This window comes from Streptomyces zaomyceticus, from assembly GCF_014656215.1.
Lineage (GTDB): Bacteria > Actinomycetota > Actinomycetes > Streptomycetales > Streptomycetaceae > Streptomyces > Streptomyces zaomyceticus.
Window position 1 is genome coordinate 1 of sequence record NZ_BNBZ01000076.1, and the last position, 896, is coordinate 896.

At 67.0% G+C, this 896-nt stretch carries 1 pseudogene; it reads left to right on the top strand.

Going from position 1 to position 896, the window contains the following annotated elements:
* Positions 1-110 precede the first annotated feature (110 nt).
* Positions 111-877: pseudogene (locus IE311_RS36495) on the top strand (IS5 family transposase).
* Positions 878-896 lie beyond the last annotated feature (19 nt).

Consider the following 896-nt stretch of genomic DNA (forward strand, 5'->3'; position numbering starts at 1 on the left):
CTAGGGCGTGTCCGCAATGTCGATCGGTCGTTACTCCGTTCGTGGTGCGACGTCATGAACTGACTGATCAGGCATGGGAAGTGATCGGGCCGTTGCTGGCTCCGCCCCGGATGGGTCGTCCGGTGCGGGACCGGCGGCAGGTCCTCAACGGCATCCTGTGGAAGCTGTCCACGGGTGCGGCCTGGCGGGACCTGCCCGAACGGTACGGGCCGTGGAAGACCGTCTACGAACGGTTTCGCCGCTGGTCGGCGGACGGAACCTGGGACCGGCTCCTGGCTCACGTCCAGCAGCACTCGGACGCGATCGGCGAGGTCGACTGGTCGATCGTCTGCGTCGACTCGACCATCGTGCGGGCCCATCAGCACGCCGCCGGGGCCCGAAAAGGGGGCTCTGGACCGGCGAAGCACTCGGCCGGTCCCGCGGCGGACTGAGTACGAAGATCCACCTCGCCTGCGACGGTCAGGGCCGGCCGCTCGCCTTCACGATCACCGGCGGGAACGTCAACGACTGCACGCAGTTCGAGCCGGTCATGGCCCGCATCCACATCAAGCGACACGGGCCCGGCAGGCCCCGCACCCGACCCCTGCGAGTGGTCGGCGACAAGGGCTACAGCTCCCGCAAGATCCGTTCCTACCTGCGTAAACGTGGCATCGCCTGCACCATCCCCGAACGCGTCGACCAGATCAACGGACGCCTCCGGCGAGGCGAGAGCCTGTGCCGTCTCGACCGTCAGGTCTACCGGCGCCGCAACGTCGTCGAACGCTGTTTCAACCGACTCAAGCAGAACAAGGCCCTCGCCACCCGCTACGACAAACGAGCCCGCCACTACAAAGCCCTGGTCACCATCGCCTGCCTGCGACTATGGCTCCCCAACTGACATTGCGGACACGCCCTAG